Below are 492 nucleotides of genomic sequence, written 5' to 3' on the forward strand. Positions count from 1 at the left end.
ACCGAAGTTGCTTGTTTTATCTTGCGATAAGAACAATTAAAAAACTCTTTTAAACGCGGTGTGTTTCTCGGTTTCTTACTTAAATGTTTCTATTAGACAATATCCAGTTTTCAAAGAACACTATTCATTTGCAACTAAGTTGCAATGGAGCCTAGCGGGATCGAACCGCTGACCTCCTGCGTGCAAGGCAGGCGCTCTCCCAGCTGAGCTAAGGCCCCGGGTTTATCTTTAAAATGAAATTTAATGGGCCTAAATGGACTCGAACCATCGACCTCACGCTTATCAGGCGTGCGCTCTAACCAGCTGAGCTATAGGCCCAATTCAGCACTTCATTTAAAGAATGCAGTTTAAATTGAAAGATTGATTAAACCTCTCAAAACTAAACAAAGTAAAAGCGAACCGTGTAGGATTCCGTTAATTCCTTAGAAAGGAGGTGATCCAGCCGCACCTTCCGATACGGCTACCTTGTTACGACTTCACCCCAATTATCTG

2 tRNA genes and 1 rRNA gene are annotated in these 492 nt (G+C 42.7%); all 3 read right to left on the reverse strand.

Going from position 1 to position 492, the window contains the following annotated elements:
• Window positions 1-145: 145 nt before the first annotated feature.
• Window positions 146-218 (reverse strand) — tRNA-Ala (locus ACEN36_RS13050).
• A gap of 26 nt (window positions 219-244) precedes the next feature.
• Window positions 245-318, reverse strand: a tRNA-Ile gene (locus tag ACEN36_RS13055).
• 108 nt (window positions 319-426) lie between these two features.
• Window positions 427-492 (reverse strand): 16S ribosomal RNA (locus tag ACEN36_RS13060); the annotation flags it as partial.

Origin of the sequence: Desemzia sp. FAM 23989 (genome assembly GCF_045528345.1) — a bacterium.
GTDB lineage: Bacteria > Bacillota > Bacilli > Lactobacillales > Carnobacteriaceae > Desemzia.